Annotated in this window: 17 protein-coding genes and 2 pseudogenes; 7 read left to right on the forward strand and 12 right to left on the reverse strand. The window is 65.1% G+C overall.

The features are described 5' to 3' along the window. Positions 1-115: 115 nt before the first annotated feature. From AC1VVK_RS08970 to dksA, 4 genes are all read right to left on the reverse strand, one after another. Positions 116-505 (reverse strand): DUF4112 domain-containing protein, encoded by a 390-nt coding sequence (locus AC1VVK_RS08970; RefSeq protein WP_482902731.1) that lies wholly within the window; start codon positions 503-505, stop codon positions 116-118. Between the two features lie 69 nt (positions 506-574). After that, the gene (locus tag AC1VVK_RS08975; protein WP_482902732.1) at positions 575-2,158 is read right to left on the reverse strand and encodes an ABC transporter substrate-binding protein; all 1,584 of its coding nucleotides are present in this window, start codon (positions 2,156-2,158) and stop codon (positions 575-577) included. Positions 2,159-2,279: 121 nt separating this feature from the next. Next, complete coding sequence (locus AC1VVK_RS08980) at positions 2,280-2,648, reverse strand: PilZ domain-containing protein (RefSeq protein ID WP_132389813.1); 369 nt, start codon at positions 2,646-2,648, stop codon at positions 2,280-2,282. 272 nt (positions 2,649-2,920) lie between these two features. After that, on the reverse strand, positions 2,921-3,379 hold the full coding sequence (gene dksA / locus AC1VVK_RS08985) for an RNA polymerase-binding protein DksA (protein WP_132389811.1): 459 nt from the start codon (positions 3,377-3,379) through the stop codon (positions 2,921-2,923). A 329-nt stretch (positions 3,380-3,708) separates the two neighbouring features. On the opposite strand from dksA, the gene AC1VVK_RS08990 reads away from it, so the two are divergent. Continuing rightward, positions 3,709-4,044, forward strand: a complete 336-nt coding sequence (locus AC1VVK_RS08990; RefSeq protein WP_132389809.1) for an SEL1-like repeat protein — start codon at positions 3,709-3,711, stop codon at positions 4,042-4,044. 36 nt (positions 4,045-4,080) lie between these two features. Here AC1VVK_RS08990 and AC1VVK_RS08995 read toward each other — a convergent pair whose 3' ends face one another. From AC1VVK_RS08995 to AC1VVK_RS09015, 5 genes are read right to left on the reverse strand one after another with little or no spacing between them, the layout of a single operon-like run. Continuing rightward, the gene (locus AC1VVK_RS08995; protein ID WP_482902733.1) at positions 4,081-5,217 is read right to left on the reverse strand and encodes a GNAT family N-acetyltransferase; all 1,137 of its coding nucleotides are present in this window, start codon (positions 5,215-5,217) and stop codon (positions 4,081-4,083) included. After that, positions 5,214-5,984 carry a glycerophosphodiester phosphodiesterase family protein gene (locus tag AC1VVK_RS09000; RefSeq protein WP_482902734.1) on the reverse strand — a complete coding sequence of 257 codons (771 nt, stop codon included), beginning with the start codon at positions 5,982-5,984 and terminating at the stop codon, positions 5,214-5,216. The genes AC1VVK_RS08995 and AC1VVK_RS09000 overlap by 4 nt, the downstream gene beginning before the upstream one ends. Further along, the gene (locus tag AC1VVK_RS09005; RefSeq protein WP_132389803.1) at positions 5,965-6,438 is read right to left on the reverse strand and encodes a RidA family protein; all 474 of its coding nucleotides are present in this window, start codon (positions 6,436-6,438) and stop codon (positions 5,965-5,967) included. The genes AC1VVK_RS09000 and AC1VVK_RS09005 overlap by 20 nt, the downstream gene beginning before the upstream one ends. Further along, entirely contained in the window at positions 6,435-7,115 is a 681-nt protein-coding gene (locus AC1VVK_RS09010) for an HAD family hydrolase (protein WP_482902735.1), read from the reverse strand. The genes AC1VVK_RS09005 and AC1VVK_RS09010 overlap by 4 nt, the downstream gene beginning before the upstream one ends. After that, positions 7,112-7,345: a DUF3572 family protein gene (locus AC1VVK_RS09015; protein WP_132389799.1), complete on the reverse strand. Its 234-nt coding sequence runs from the start codon at positions 7,343-7,345 to the stop codon at positions 7,112-7,114. Before AC1VVK_RS09015 ends, AC1VVK_RS09010 begins: the two co-directional genes overlap by 4 nt. Positions 7,346-7,466: 121 nt before the next feature. On the opposite strand from AC1VVK_RS09015, the gene AC1VVK_RS09020 reads away from it, so the two are divergent. The 3 genes from AC1VVK_RS09020 (at position 7,467) to spt (ending at position 9,433) form a co-directional block, all read left to right on the forward strand. Then, positions 7,467-7,829, forward strand: a complete 363-nt coding sequence (locus tag AC1VVK_RS09020; protein WP_132389797.1) for a response regulator — start codon at positions 7,467-7,469, stop codon at positions 7,827-7,829. 114 nt (positions 7,830-7,943) lie between these two features. Continuing rightward, on the forward strand, positions 7,944-8,183 hold the full coding sequence (locus tag AC1VVK_RS09025) for an acyl carrier protein (RefSeq protein ID WP_132390550.1): 240 nt from the start codon (positions 7,944-7,946) through the stop codon (positions 8,181-8,183). A gap of 11 nt (positions 8,184-8,194) precedes the next feature. After that, positions 8,195-9,433 (forward strand): serine palmitoyltransferase, encoded by a 1,239-nt coding sequence (gene spt / locus AC1VVK_RS09030; RefSeq protein WP_482902736.1) that lies wholly within the window; start codon positions 8,195-8,197, stop codon positions 9,431-9,433. Positions 9,434-9,525: 92 nt separating this feature from the next. On the opposite strand, the gene AC1VVK_RS09035 is transcribed toward spt, so the two are convergent. The 3 genes from AC1VVK_RS09035 to AC1VVK_RS09045 form a co-directional block, all read right to left on the reverse strand. Next, on the reverse strand, positions 9,526-10,074 hold the full coding sequence (locus AC1VVK_RS09035; protein WP_482902737.1) for an NADPH-dependent FMN reductase: 549 nt from the start codon (positions 10,072-10,074) through the stop codon (positions 9,526-9,528). 294 nt (positions 10,075-10,368) lie between these two features. Then, entirely contained in the window at positions 10,369-10,908 is a 540-nt protein-coding gene (locus tag AC1VVK_RS09040; protein ID WP_482902738.1) for a nuclear transport factor 2 family protein, read from the reverse strand. A gap of 71 nt (positions 10,909-10,979) precedes the next feature. After that, the gene (locus AC1VVK_RS09045; RefSeq protein ID WP_132389787.1) at positions 10,980-11,618 is read right to left on the reverse strand and encodes a YqaA family protein; all 639 of its coding nucleotides are present in this window, start codon (positions 11,616-11,618) and stop codon (positions 10,980-10,982) included. A 189-nt stretch (positions 11,619-11,807) separates the two neighbouring features. On the opposite strand from AC1VVK_RS09045, the gene AC1VVK_RS09050 reads away from it, so the two are divergent. From AC1VVK_RS09050 to AC1VVK_RS09060, 3 genes and pseudogenes are all read left to right on the forward strand, one after another. Then, complete coding sequence (locus AC1VVK_RS09050) at positions 11,808-12,314, forward strand: hypothetical protein (RefSeq protein WP_482902739.1); 507 nt, start codon at positions 11,808-11,810, stop codon at positions 12,312-12,314. Further along, a pseudogene (locus tag AC1VVK_RS09055) lies at positions 12,307-12,746 on the forward strand (terminase large subunit domain-containing protein); the annotation flags it as partial. The gene AC1VVK_RS09050 and the pseudogene AC1VVK_RS09055, both read left to right, overlap by 8 nt. 79 nt (positions 12,747-12,825) lie before the next feature. Next, a pseudogene (locus tag AC1VVK_RS09060) lies at positions 12,826-13,137 on the forward strand (DUF2793 domain-containing protein); the annotation flags it as partial. Positions 13,138-13,187: the final 50 nt, after the last annotated feature.

Raw genomic sequence — 13,187 nt, forward strand, 5'->3', positions numbered from 1 at the left:
GCCGCCTGATCCAGAGCGCGCGCCTCATCCGAAGTGACCGGCGCGGGAACGGGGGCCGAGGACCCACACGCCGCCAGCGGCAACACCAGTGCCGGCAACCAGAGCGGGACTCTCGTCACCCCTCGATCACTTGCGCATGCGGATGATTCTTCGCGATATGCTTGCGGATGAGCTTCAGGTTGCGGCTGTTCGAGCGGAACACGAAGTCGAACAGGTCGCCCGCCACGGGGATCGCCCCGAGCAGTGCGTCGATGCCGACGTTGGCGCTCATGCGCGCAAGCTGCCATTTCGACATGCCGAGATTGCGCCCTTCCCAGACGATATACATGCCCAGCAGCGCGGAAACCAAGTCGCCGGCCACGGGCACAAGTCCCATGACCGCATCGAGACCGACCTTGCGGCGAATGCCGGGAAGCGTGAACGCGCCTTCGAGGACGCGCTCCATCATCTCCACGCGGCGGCTGATCGAAACCGGATCGGACCCCAGCGGAAGGTCCATATCCATGCGGCGGGCAGAAGCCTGTCCAGTCGCCAAAGTCGTCAATCTCCTCGAACGGCACGATTGCCGTCCTGCTTATTTGGGCAGCCAGGAGAGCGGCATCAAGGGGTGCCAACCCCAGGTGTTGGGCGCGAAGCCATCGACGCTGCCGCGCACCAGCGACCAGCGGATCGGCGTGCCGAAGGGAATGAACACATTCGCGGCGGTCAGTTCGGCCTCCGCTTCGGCCAGCAGCGCCGCGCGGTCCTGCGGGCTTTGGGCAACCGCCGCCTCGGCCGCGCGCGCGTCCGCATCGGCCGAGCAGAGGCCCCGCCGGGCATGGCACGACAGACGATTGAGGAACCACGCGGCGCGCGGATAACGCGCGACATCGTCAACCAGCGCGAGGTCGGCCGAAGCCTGATCGCCCACGCGCACCAGACGGATGCCGATCGTGGCCATGTCTCCGGCCAGCTTGTCGAACAGCGTGTCCGCGCCCTGTCCGACCGGCAGCCAGATCGCAAGACGCGGTGCCTGTGCTGCCAGATCGGCCGGCGTCGGAGCCTTGGGCGCATGCTGGAAGATCTTGCGCGCCGACCGCGACGGTTCCGCCGGGGCCGGTGCAATTGCCGGCGAGCTGCCTTCCCCCGAGCTGGATTCCCAATGCCGGACCCTGCCCGCCGCCACGGCGCGGCGTTCGTCGATCGACTGATTGCCCCAACGCTCGCCAATGGTGCCAAGGTCGCCGTCGAGGCTGGGCGTGACCATGCGGGTCGTCGCGGTCCAGCCACCAAGCCCGAACGGCGCGATCAGGGCGTCGCGGTCGATCGCCATGGCAATCGCCTCACGATTGGACGGATCGGCCAGAAAACCGCGATCGTTCATCACCTGAAGCCCGAACAGGCCGACGACGGGATCGAGCTGGATCGTCCCGCGCAGGATCCCGACCGAGCGGGTGAGCGGGAAATCCTGAACTTCCCCGCCCATGACGATGTCGACATCGCCGTCGTTGAAGGCGGTGACCGCCCCCGGTCCATCCAGCGCCCGCAAGTTGACGTGGCGCGTGCGCCGCGCCCAGTTCTCGATGGCCGGCAGGCCAAGATGCGAAGGATCGATGGGGACCATCCGCGCCAGGAACTGCTCGCGCTCCAGCCGCATCGGGCCCGCCCCACGCTCCTTGTGCACAAGGCCGAGTTCGGGCTGGGCGAGAAGCTGCAACAGGTACGGCATCGGCCGGGCCAGCCGGATTTCGATGACTCGCCCCGCCATCGCCCGCGTTTCGTCGATGGCCGACAGATCGAGCGCGAGCGGCGTGTCCTTGAGCGCCTCCAGCGCCGAATCGAGCGCGTGCTTGGCCGATGCGGCGGAGAGCGGGTCGCCGGTCAGCCAATTGCCGTCACGCAGGCGGAAAATGTAGCTCAGGCCGTCATCGGTCACGATCCAGCGGTCGGCCAGTGCCGGGATGACGCGGCCTTTCTCGTCGAACGAGACCAGACCTTCGGTGGTCGATGCACGGGTGAGCTGGCCGGCGAGGGGAAGCTGCAAGCCGGTCTCGAAGGGATCGCCCGGTTTGCCGACGACCGCCACGTTCAGCGCCGAATTGCTCGACGATCCGCAACCGGCAAGCGCCAGCGCGGCCAGAAGGCCGAACGCGGGGAAGCCTTTGCGCGAAACGCTCATGGGGTTCGGACTAGTCGATTTCGGCAGGGTCGCAAATGGCTGCTGCGCCCTTGCCCGGGAAAAAGCATGCCCCGAGGGGCATCCGCCCTGCTTCCCGCAGCAACGATGCGGGCCGAACGGCTCAGATCTTGCGCATGGCGGCGGTATCGGGGGAGTAGAGTGCCTCATGCGTGCGCACGAAGCGCGGCGTGGCATCCTCGGCCGCGCCGACCGTTACGCGCGCCAGCTTGGGATCGATCTCGGTGCCGAAAGCAACGCCGAAACGGTTGTCCTGAACCCAGGCGATCGCGCCGGGAACCCAGCCGATATTGCGGATATTGACCTTGACTGCCGAACCGCGAACGACGCGGACCGCGCCTTCGCCCATCATGCCCCCGGCAGAGAGATTGCGAACCTTGATCCGGCATTCGCCGTCCAGTCCGTCGACGCGCAGGTCAGCCATCAGGAAAAGGCTGTCGCGTGCGATCTGTCGATTCTCACCTTCGCTCATGTACTCTCGTCCGGAATTCGAGGCGTCCGTCGGGCCGTGCACGGCAGGACGGGCGCAAATGCCCGACAAACCTAACACGATTGCCCCTGGGTTCTAGGGGGCAGTCACCAAGAAAGCCTTAATGCCCCCATCCATATGGCCGCTGCCGCGCCGGAGCACGGTTAAAATGTGGACATGGGCCGATGGGGACAGCGACGAGAAACGGCACGACCAAGCCGGCAAGCAGGTGGCCCGCTGCGCCGGACGCGCATCGGGCCGCCCGATTTGGCGCATCAATCGTCGCGCGAAACTTTCTCGCGGCGCTCGTGCGCCTCTTGCGCTTCAACCGTCATCGTGGCGATCGGGCGGGCTTCAAGGCGTCCGAGGCCAATCGGTTCGCCCGTCACTTCGCAATAACCGTATTCACCTTCCTCGATCCGGCGCAGTGCCGAATCGATCTTGGCGATCAGCTTGCGCTGGCGATCGCGGGTGCGCAGCTCGATTCCCCAATCGGTCTCGCTCGAAGCGCGATCGTTGAGGTCGGGCTCCCGGATCGGACCGTCCTGAAGCTGGGCCAGCGTACCGGCAGAAGCATCAAGGATCGATTTTTTCCAGGCCAGCAGCAATCGCCGGAAGTAATCCTGCTGAGCCTCGCACATGTAAGGCTCGTTCTCAGCGGGAACATAAGAACCGCCAAGCAAGCGCTTGGCCTTGGCGAGGACATCAATTTCGTCAGCTAGGGCCGTTGCCATCCAGAGAATCTCCGCACGAATCCCCCCGGCTCGCCTACGCCCTGCGGCCCCGGATTTTTCCAGTGACCTCCCGGCAAACCGTGGTGCGGGGCCTATAGGGCCGCCCATCGGCCTACACAAGGTCATAACCAAGACCGTCCACAAAAAGTACGGAACGCCCGTTCGACATCCCTGCGAATTGGGCGACGAATTGGCGGCGCGCCGCGCCAGTCAAGATTTTCGATTTATCGTTAACGCTTTGTTGACCACGAATACGTCAGCTTGCGTCTATCGAAAGGCCACTGAAACGAACGGACGTCAGGGGCCTGACAATTGGGGGGAAGCAGACGATGGAAACGGTCTGGATCAATGTTCAGGGCATCACCGCGTGTGAGGCCGACATCAATGCCGAAGGCCTGCTGATGGCCGATCGCCTTGCCGCTGCGGCGCAGGGGGACTTTTCCGCTTACTTCGATCTCGGCGTTGCCTACTCGACCGGCAGCCAGGGCATTCCCTGCGATCTGATCGAGGCGCACAAGTGGTTCAACCTCGCCGCCGTTGCCGGCCACGAGGACGCCTCCGGATGCCGCGCCGAAATCGCCGATGAGATGACCGCACGCGAAATCGCCGAAGCCCAGCGCCGCGCCCGGCAGTGGCTGGCCGCCAGCACGCGCAAGGCAGCCTGAACGGCAAATTATTGTGACTGAGAGGGAATTTTCCTCTCAGGTTTTGCGGAACGGGGTACGGTCGCCCAGCCAGATCTGGTCCTGCGCGATTCCCGCCCGCTCCTGTTCGAGATAATCGGCAATCGCCTCGCGCAGCCCGGCATGCACGATGTAGTGTGCCGACACCGTGCGCACCGGCTCATAGCCGCGCGCGAGCTTGTGGCCGCCCTGCGCCCCGGCTTCGACGCGGGACAGGCCTAGCGCGATAGCCGCGTCGATGGCCTGATAGTAACACAGCTCGAAGTGCAGGAAGGGCTTGTCGACCAGCGCGCCCCAATAACGCCCATAGAGCGCCTCGCTGCCGATGAAATTGAGCGCGCCGGCAATCGGCCGCCCGTCGGCATAGGCCAGGACCAGCAGGATCCGGTCCGCCATGGTCTGGCCCAGCAGCGAGAACGCCTCACGAGTGAGATAGGGGTGCCCCCATTTGCGGGCGCCGGTGTCCTGATAGAAGCCCCAGAAGGCGTCCCAGTGCTCCTCGCCCAGATCGGCGCCGGTAAGCGCGCGGATCTCTACACCCTCCTGCGCCTTCTCGCGCTCCTTGCGGATATCCTTGCGCTTGCGCGAGGACAGCGCGCCGAGGAATTCGTCGAAGCTTGTGTAGTCGCGGTTTTCCCAGTGAAACTGGATATCCTCGCGCAGCAGCCATCCGGCCGCCTCGAACACGGGGACTTGCGCGGGTTCGATGAACGTCGCGTGGGCGGAGGACAGGCCGTTTTCGCGGCACAGCGTCTCGGCGGCGCGCAGCAGCGGCAGCATCAGTTCGGGATGCGGCGTCAGCAGGCGCGGGCCAGTCGCGGGCGTGAACGGGACCGAAATCTGGAGCTTGGGATAATAGGCGCCGCCCGCGCGGTGCCAGGCATCGGCCCAGGCATGGTCGAACACATATTCGCCCTGGCTATGCTCCTTGAGATAGGCCGGGAGCGCCGCCGCCAGCCGCCCGTCGGGGCCTTCGATGGTGATCGGCACCGGCGTCCAGCCGCTATGCCCGCCGACACTGCCCGAAGCCTCCATCGCGGCCAGAAACGCATGGCTGACGAAGGGATTGCCATGGTGACCCAGCGCATCCCATTCGGCGGCGGGCAGCGTGTCCACGCCGCCGTTGATCCGGGCCGTGAATTCGCCTTCGCTCATGCCGCCGGCTCACCATCCTGTTCGAAGATCGCGGCATCGGCGTGGAGCCGCACGCGTTCCTGCTGCTGGTCGGTGCGGATCGTCCAGCTCGCCACGGGCAGCCCGCGCTCGCGCTGGCCGCGTGCGAAGCGACTGGGCAAGTCGCGCACGTCGTAGGCGAGAAAGTCCGGCCGCCCCTTCCACAGCGAGAGGTGACGGCGAATCGTGCCGGGCAAGGCGCGATCCTCGCCCTCGCTGACGACCAGCCCGCGCACGGTGTGCGGCGAATGGACGCGGAACCAGTGCAGGACGCGCGGATCGAAGCTCATCACCGCATGATCGCCGGCATAGCCTTCTAGCACGCGGCGCACCGCCAGGCACAGCGCAGTCACCCGCGTCCCAAGCCCCGACTTCACCTCGATCAGCACCGGCACGCGCCCGGCCACAAGGTCGAGCACGCGGCGCAGGCTGGGAATCGTCTGCTCGCTGCCGGTGAGGCGAATCGTCGCCAGTTGCGCGGCGCTGCGCCGGGAAACCGGTCCGCTCTCTTCGGTCAGGCGATCGAGAACGTCGTCATGGAATACGACCGCGGTTCCGTCGCTCGCGCGCTGCACATCGAGTTCGATGCCGAAACCGCCGCGCAGGGCAGCCTCGAAAGCGGCAAGCGAATTTTCCGGGACACCCGCGTCATGCAGGCCCCGGTGCGCAAAGTCATGCGCGCCGACCCACCCGACCCGCTTAGGGTCGGGGGGCGGCGCCAGCCATCGATCAATCGAGGCGAGCAGCACGAAGAGACACGATCGCGTCGACTTCGACGGCGGCGCCCAGCGGCAGAACCGGCACGCCGACCGCGCTGCGGGCATGCCTACCGGCCTCGCCGAAGACCGCGACCATCAGTTCCGAAGCGCCATTGGCAACCTTGGGCTGATCGGTGAAGTCGCCGGTCGAATTGATGAAGGCGCCCAGCTTGACCACGCGCTCGATCCGGTCGAGCGAGCCGAGCGCGGCCTTGAGTTGGGCCAGGATCATCACCGCACAGGCCTGCGCCGCCTCGATACCGTCTTCAAGGGTGACGTCCTCTCCCAGACGGCCGGTGACGAGCTTGCCCTCGACGAAAGGAAGCTGGCCCGAAACATGGGCAAGGCCGCCTGCGATCACCACCGGCACATAGGCCGCAACGGGGGCGGCAGGCTCGGGCAGGATCAGGCCCAGGTCGGCAAGACGGGTTTCGATCTCGGTCATCGTGAAGCAGTTCCCTGTCGGTTTGATGGGGCGTGGTCATGGTTGTGGTCGGTGTCGGGCCGGGTCAGCCAGTCGAGCAGCCAGGGCGCGGCACGCTGCCAGTCGTCGATACGGGCGTGTGCGTGCCCGGCCGCATGGGCGCAGGCGATGTGCGGCGCCAGCAGCGGCTCGGCGCAAAGGTGGAGCCGACCGATTCCCGGCGTCACTTCGGCGGCCGAGCCATGGTGCTGGGCCAGATCGTCCACGAAGACCGCGCGGCTGGGCGCATATTCCTCAAGGATCGCCTTGAGCGCAGGCCCCTTCGGCCCCTGATTGGTAAAGACCCTGACGTCGATGCCATGATCGGCCAACTGGCGCTGACGCGCCTCCTGCCGGAAATCCATGAGATTGGTGAGCACAACGACATCAGCCTGTTCGGCAATCGCCCGAATCGCCTCGACCGCGCCCTCCACCGCCGTCTGGCGATGCATCTGGCCATCGAAGAACTTGTTGAGCAGCGACCACATCTCAGCCTGCGCCAGCACTTCGCCATCAGCGGTGCGGCGCATCGCGCTGGAAAAATCGCCGCGCGACATGTCGAAGGCCACGCCTTCGTCCTCGGCCAGCCAGTCGCGGAAGTGCGAGACCATGTAGAGCAGCACTTCGTCGCAATCGGTGATGAGCAGCGGGCGGGTCATCGGCCGATCCTTTCGCGCGCGGCTGCCAGTTCCTCGGGCCTTACATCCAGCGCTTCGGCCGCCGCGACAAGATCCCGCTCATGCGCGCACAGAAAATCGAGCACCGCCGTCAGCGTGCCGATCTCCCCCAGCGAGGCGCGCAGATGATCGGGCGTCAGCCCCGTCAACGCAAGGAAACGCGAGGCGCGGTCGCCATCGGTCAGGACCCAGCCGAGCGCGGTCAGCGCCAGCGCCTGTGGGTCCTGCGGTGAGGAAGGTGAACTTCCGAGAATTGTCAGCCTCGCTTGCCTGTCCTAGAGCGGTACGCATCTTGGAGCGGTACTCTGCCGCAAGATGGGGTTCAGGCGCGGAATGGCAAAGCGAATCCTTGTTGTCGAGGACAACGACCTCAACCGGAAGCTCTTTTGCGACGTGCTCCGGAGTCAGGGCTATTCCGTGGAACCCGTGGCAGACGGGCTGGACGCGCTCGAACGGGCGCGGGAATTCGTGCCGAACCTCGTCATCATGGATATTCAGCTGCCCAATGTCTCGGGGCTCGACCTGATCGAGGCGGCCAAGAAGGATACCGTGCTGCGGACAATCCCGGTGCTTGCCGTCACTGCCTATGCCGGCAAGGGCGACGAGGAACGCATCCGCGAGGCCGGGGCCGAAGGATATCTCGCCAAGCCGGTGTCGATCGGCCCGTTCATGCAGGCCGTGCGGGCGCTGGTGTGATGCAAGTGCGCCACACTGCCAGTGCCGCCAAGCTTGACTTTACCCCCCGGCGCCGCTTTTGCGCCGCAATTGTCGGCCAGAGCGCCGCCCGAAATTACCGGAGTTGAAATGACCATGGACCGCGCAGAGACCTCGGCCCGCATCGCCGCGCTGATCGAACCCTTCAACAAGAAGGGCGTCGAGATCGCCGACGCGACCCGCTTCACCGACGACCTCGAGTTCGACAGCCTGACCGTCATGGACTTCGTCGCCGCGATCGAGGACGAATTCGACATCATCATCTCGATGAACCAGCAGGCCGAGATCGAAAACTACGGCCAGCTTGTCGACGCCGTGGTCAAGCTTAACGGCTGAAGGATTCCGCGATGACCGACATGCTCAGTGAAAACGAAACGCAGGCGCACACCGACCTGTTCAGCAAGTTCGATCCCCTGATCGAGATGCGCCAGGGCCTGCTCTCCACCGGCGTCACCGATCCCTTCGGCCTCGTCATGGAAAAGGTGATCTCGCCCACCGTCGCCTTGTGCAACGGGCGCGAGACGATCCTGCTCGGCACCTACAACTACATGGGCATGACCTTCGATCCGGACGTGATCGCGGCCGGCAAGCAGGCGCTGGACGACTTCGGCGCCGGCACCACCGGCAGCCGAGTCCTCAACGGGACTTACGCCGGGCACAAGGCGGTCGAGGAAGCGCTTTGCGACTTCTACGACATGAAGCACGCCATGGTGTTCTCGACCGGGTATCAGGCCAACCTCGGCATCATCTCGACCATCGCCGGCAAGGGCGATTACATCGTCCTCGACATCGACAGCCACGCCTCGATCTGGGACGGCTGCAAGATGGGCGATGCCGAAGTCGTGCCGTTCAAGCACAACGATATCGAGGCCATGGAAAAGCGCCTGCGCCGCATCCCTGAAGGCGCGGGCAAGCTGGTCGTGCTGGAAGGCGTCTACTCGATGCTGGGCGATATCGCCCCGCTCAAGGAGATGATCGCCGTCGCCAAGAAGTACGGCGCCATGGTCTTGGTAGACGAAGCGCACTCGATGGGCTTCATCGGGCCCAACGGGCGCGGCGTGGCCGAGGATCAGGGCTGCCTTGACGATGTGGACTTCGTGATCGGCACGTTCTCCAAGTCGGTCGGCACTGTCGGCGGCTTCTGCGTTTCGAACCACCCGAAGTTCGAGATCATGCGTCTGGTCTGCCGTCCCTACGTCTTCACCGCCAGCCTGCCGCCCAGCGTCGTCGCCACCGCCGCGACTTCGGTGCGCAAGCTTATGCACGCGGCCGACAAGCGCGCGCACCTCTGGGAAAACTCCAAGGTCCTGCACAAGGGCTTGACCGATGCCGGCTTCCAGCTCGGCACCACGGAGCCGCAGAGCGCGATCATCGCGGTCATCATGCCCGACCTCGAACGCGGCGCGATGATGTGGGAAGCGCTGCTGCACGAGGGCCTCTACGTGAACCTCGCGCGTCCGCCGGCAACCCCTGCCAACATGACGCTGCTGCGCTGCTCGCTCTGCGCCGAACACTCGGCAGAGCAGGTCCAGCAGATCATCGGCATGTTCACCCGCGCGGGCAAGACGGCCGGCATTCTGGGCTGACACGCCCCTGAGCGAAACAGGCAAAAGCCCGGGCATGGTCATTCTCATGCCCGGGCTTTTCCTTGTCCGGAGGAAAAGCCTTTCAGGGATCGTCAGCCCTTGTGGCGATCCACCAGCTTCAGGAAGGCCTCCAGCCAGCCGCCCACGAAGCCTGCGGACTGTTCGCCAATCGTGCCGTCCGCCGTCACCAGGCCGTCCTTCCACTGGATGAAGGCCTCGGGCGCGCCGAGGGTGGGCATGTCGAGGTAGGCGAGCACATTGCGCAAGTGCTGCTGCGCCAGCGCCGAGCCGATCGCGCCGATCGAAACGCCGATGACGCCCGCCGGCTTTCCGGCCCAGGCGTTCTGGCCATAAGGGCGCGAGGCGTTGTCGATGGCGTTCTTGAGCACGCCGGGGATCGAGCGGTTATATTCCGGCGTCACGAAGATCACGCCGTCCGAGCCCTTGATCAGCGCTTTCAGCGCCTTGACCGATTCGGCCTGATCGCCGTCGTGGTCCTGATCGTAGAGCGGCAGCGAGCCGATATCCGCAAACGTAAATTCATGGCCGGCGCCTGCCGGCAGGCGGACGAGCGCCTTGGCAAACTGCCGGTTAAAGGATTCGGCGCGCAGGCTTCCGACGACAACGGCGATCTTCGACATGACGACTCCTTACGGCTGTTAGCTGCCGGCGGTGAGTATCGATGCAAAAGGAGTCACTTTGAAGTCCCTGCAAACACAGGGCTTGAGAGTTTCGCGCGGAGGCGCGGAGAAGAACAAGATAGGATTCGCGCAAAGATGTCGTGGTAGCGGCAAAGCCGCTTTTTCCGTCGATCCTTCCCGCCAGAGATGGAGCGGTGAAGGTCCCCTGCGGCGCGCATCGACACCTTTGCGCCTTTGCGCCTTTGCGCGAATCCTTTCACTCTCCTGCGCCGCGCCTCCGCGCGAAATCTTCCATCACCCGGCAGGACGGCGCGGAACCGGCGGCCGGTGATAGCTCACATCGCCCCGGTCCCGACGGGCCTGACACGGCGCCTCGGCGGTATAGGCGCTCTCCGGGTCGGGCGCGAAAGCCGCGCGGGGCACGTCGTAGACGCCTTCGACGATGGTCACCCGATTGGCGATCCGCCATTCGCCGTCCCGCTTCCGGAAATGATCGACATAGCGCCCGGTCGACATGAAATGCGGCCCCTCTGCCGCAACGCCGGAGAAGTGGTAGTAAGTCTCGCAAAAGGCCTCGTCGCCCTGCAAGTCGCAAAAATGGTTGAGGATCGCGTGCTGCGTCGCCGCGAAGCGCAGGGTGGTGCAGTCGGCCCAGGGAATGAAATTGCCCGGCGTGCCGACGAAATGGCCATGATCCTCGATCGCGTCGTCCCAGTAACACGAGCGGACCAGTTCGTTGTCGAGCCGATCCAGCCCGCGCGCATAGCGCAGCATGACCTGATGGATGTCATGACGATCGACCAGTTCGGTCAACCGTGAAGCAGGGTCGGTCACGGCGTTTCTCCCTCGCGCAGGCCTTAGTTCCGCGCGAGGTTAGCCGAGAATCCCGAACCCGATAAAGCCGATCAGGCCTTGTTCGCAGCCGCGATCATGTCGCACTTCTGGCTGGTCTGCTTGCTGCCGCCGCCGAGGAACGAGACCGCGAGGAAACCGGCGACCACCGCCACTACGAAAGCCGCCGTCACTTTGCCGAGATGCTTGTCGATCACCGCCTTGATCGGCGCGCCGAACAGGCGGAACAGCACGCCCACGATCAGGAAGCTGATCGAGCGCGAGATCACCGAGGCGCCGAGGAAGACTAGCAGGTTCATGCCGATGAAGCCCGCCGTGATCGTCAGCAGCTTGAACGGGATCGGCGTGGCGCCCTTAACGATGATGATCTCTGCGCCATATTCGCGCAGATAGCAGGCCGCCTTGGGGAAACTGGCTGCAAGGCCCAACGCCCGCAGCAGCGTTTCGCCGAAGGCTGCATAGGCGAAGTGGCCGATGGCATAGCCGAGCAACCCGCCCGCGACCGAGCCCACTGTGGCGATCAGCGCGAAGCGAATCGCCTTCTTCGGTTCGGCCAGGCACATCAGGCCCAGCAGCGGATGCGGCGGCACCGGGAAGAAGCTGGCTTCCATGAAGGCGAACAGCGCCAGCCACCATTCGGCGTGGCGGTGCGCGGCCTTGGCCATGGTCCAGTCGTAAAGGCGGCGCAGCATCGAATTCTCCGGCAAATCGTGCCGCGTGCTTAGTGGCGGTGCCGTCATGCGGCAAGCGATAACCTATTTGGTTATTTCTTATTGACAGCGTCACGCCAGATTGGTACATATCAGGAACATCGCAAAGTTTCGAGTCGCCAGGGCGACAACGGAACGCGCGATTTTCCGTCAACAGCAGGGATGTCCCAGATGGTCGAGCCGACAAGGGCTGCGTCCGGTGCTGCCTTGGGCAAGCGCCGGACGAAGATCAGTGCCGCCCTCGCCAAGGGTGAGGACAAGTCCAACCGCCACTGGCGCGCCGAATTTCTCGCCGCGCTGGCCGAAACTTCGAATGTCAGTGCCGCGGCCGCCACGGCCGGTGTCCACCCCTGCCGCCCTTACAAGGTGCGCAGGCTGGAACCCGATTTCGCCCGCGAATGGCGCGGTGCGCTGCTCGAAGGCTATGAAAACCTTGAGCTTGAGCTGCTCCACCGCCTGCGCTTCGGCGAGCCGAAGGACGACGAGGTGAAGTTCGACAATGCCAATGCCCTGCGCCTGCTCGGCCTCCATCGCGAGACCGTGGCGCGTGAAAGGGCCATGCGCGAGGATGAGGATCTGGGCGCAGTGCGGGCCTCGATCCAGGCCAAGCTGACGCAACTGCGCGAGCAAGTCACCGCGCGCCGCAGCACCGAACAGGAGGGCACGGACAATGGCTGAGGCCGATCCGCTGCAATGGCTGGCCGAAGCCGGGGACGACGAGATCGAGGGCTTCATGGCCTTGCTCGACCGGTCCGAGCGCCGCGAATGGCGCTGGGACTGGGCGGTCTGGGCGCGTCTCTCGCAGCTTGCCCCGGCAGGCGACTGGCGCGTCTGGCTGGTCATGGCCGGGCGCGGCTTCGGCAAGACCCGCTGCGGCGCAGAATGGGTCCGCAGCATTGCGGAGGCGGATCCCGGCGCGCAGATCGCGCTCGTCGCCGCCAATCTGGGCGAGGCGCGCGCGGTCATGGTCGAGGGCGAGAGCGGGTTGCTCTCGGTGGGCGCGCCATGGCGGCGGCCCCGGTTCGAGCCTTCGCTCCGGCGGCTGACATGGCCGAACTGGCGCAGGCCACGCTCTATTCGGCGGCCGAGCCTGAATCACTGCGCGGCCCAGACCCGCAAGGAGACTTTCGTCAACGAGGCCTTTGTTCGCACCGATGTGCTTCTGCACTGCGCCATTGGCGGCGAAAGCGTCTCGCCGCCGAAAAATCCGACCGACGGCGATACCTGGATCGTTGCCAGCAGGGCCTCGGGCGACTGGGCCGGTAACGACGGCATGCTGGCCAGTTATCAGAGCGGCGGATGGACCTTCATAACGCCGCGTGACGGAATGCGTGTATTCGACCGCTCTAGCGGGCAGGATCGGCTGTTTTCGGGCTCCTGGAGAAAAGCTTCTCCGCCCACGGAACCAGTTGGTGGCTCAACAGTTGATGGGGAGGCTCGGGCTGCCATCGCCAATCTGGTGGCGTCCCTGCAAGCCGTGGGTATCCTGCCTTCGGTGTGACCAGCGCCAATGCAATAAGGGTCAATTCGATGCCGTCGATTTCGAAGAAC

It is taken from the genome of Novosphingobium sp. BL-S-32 (genome assembly GCF_056857055.1).

What these genes read in the sequence shown, in the direction of transcription:
- AC1VVK_RS08970 (WP_482902731.1), bottom strand. Translation starts at nt 505, where the DNA reads ATGGATATGGACCTTCCGCTGGGGTCCGATCCGGTTTCGATCAGCCGC.
- AC1VVK_RS08975 (WP_482902732.1), bottom strand. Translation starts at nt 2,158, where the DNA reads ATGAGCGTTTCGCGCAAAGGCTTCCCCGCGTTCGGCCTTCTGGCCGCG.
- AC1VVK_RS08980 (WP_132389813.1), bottom strand. Translation starts at nt 2,648, where the DNA reads ATGAGCGAAGGTGAGAATCGACAGATCGCACGCGACAGCCTTTTCCTG.
- dksA (WP_132389811.1), bottom strand. Translation starts at nt 3,379, where the DNA reads ATGGCAACGGCCCTAGCTGACGAAATTGATGTCCTCGCCAAGGCCAAG.
- AC1VVK_RS08990 (WP_132389809.1), top strand. Translation starts at nt 3,709, where the DNA reads ATGGAAACGGTCTGGATCAATGTTCAGGGCATCACCGCGTGTGAGGCC.
- AC1VVK_RS08995 (WP_482902733.1), bottom strand. Translation starts at nt 5,217, where the DNA reads ATGAGCGAAGGCGAATTCACGGCCCGGATCAACGGCGGCGTGGACACG.
- AC1VVK_RS09005 (WP_132389803.1), bottom strand. Translation starts at nt 6,438, where the DNA reads ATGACCGAGATCGAAACCCGTCTTGCCGACCTGGGCCTGATCCTGCCC.
- AC1VVK_RS09010 (WP_482902735.1), bottom strand. Translation starts at nt 7,115, where the DNA reads ATGACCCGCCCGCTGCTCATCACCGATTGCGACGAAGTGCTGCTCTAC.
- AC1VVK_RS09020 (WP_132389797.1), top strand. Translation starts at nt 7,467, where the DNA reads ATGGCAAAGCGAATCCTTGTTGTCGAGGACAACGACCTCAACCGGAAG.
- AC1VVK_RS09025 (WP_132390550.1), top strand. Translation starts at nt 7,944, where the DNA reads ATGGACCGCGCAGAGACCTCGGCCCGCATCGCCGCGCTGATCGAACCC.
- spt (WP_482902736.1), top strand. Translation starts at nt 8,195, where the DNA reads ATGACCGACATGCTCAGTGAAAACGAAACGCAGGCGCACACCGACCTG.
- AC1VVK_RS09035 (WP_482902737.1), bottom strand. Translation starts at nt 10,074, where the DNA reads ATGTCGAAGATCGCCGTTGTCGTCGGAAGCCTGCGCGCCGAATCCTTT.
- AC1VVK_RS09045 (WP_132389787.1), bottom strand. Translation starts at nt 11,618, where the DNA reads ATGCTGCGCCGCCTTTACGACTGGACCATGGCCAAGGCCGCGCACCGC.
- AC1VVK_RS09050 (WP_482902739.1), top strand. Translation starts at nt 11,808, where the DNA reads ATGGTCGAGCCGACAAGGGCTGCGTCCGGTGCTGCCTTGGGCAAGCGC.